1 protein-coding gene is annotated in these 647 nt (G+C 67.2%); it reads right to left on the bottom strand.

The features are described 5' to 3' along the window. Window positions 1-639 (bottom strand): penicillin-binding transpeptidase domain-containing protein (locus DMB66_RS60435; protein WP_255441712.1); only part of this gene is annotated, 639 nt, incomplete at its 3' end. Window positions 640-647 lie beyond the last annotated feature (8 nt).

The raw sequence follows: 647 nt of genomic DNA on the forward strand, positions 1-647 counted from the left end.
GGAGCCGGGCGGGTAGGTCTCGGACAGCGCGCGGTTCAGCAGCGGCTTGTCCTTGTCCTTGTTCAGCTTCTCGTACGCCGCCGCGGCCGCCTTCGTGTCGTGGCTGGCCATCGGGTTCGGGTCGTAGCTGGGGAACGAGGCCAGCGCCTGGATCGCCCCGGTGCGCGGGTCGATCGCCACCGCGGAGCCCTTCTTGGCGTTTCCCTCGTTGTTGGTGAGCTGCTTCCAGGCCACTTCCTGCGCCTTGGGCTCGATCGACAGCACCACGTTGCCGCCGCCGGCCTTGTCACCGGTGAACATGGCGCTGACCCGGTCGGCGAAGAGCTTGTCGCTGGCGCCGGAGAGGAACTCGTTCTCGCTGCGCTCGATGCCGACCTCGGCGATGTTGACCGGCTTGTAGCCGACGATCGGCGCGTAGACCTGCCCGCCGGGATACTGCCGGAGGTACTTCAGGGTGTCGTCGGTCAGCTTGTTCTGGGCCAGCGGCTGACGCCCCGCCTCGATGACGCCGCGCGGCACTTCGTATTCGGCCACCCGGACGCGGCCGTTGTATTCGTTGGTGCGATATTCGTCGGCCTTGTAGCCCTGCACCCAGTTCAGGTTGGCGAAGAGCAGGCCGAACAGGACGAGGATGACCACGCCGGCCC

It is taken from the genome of Actinoplanes sp. ATCC 53533 (assembly GCF_003947245.1).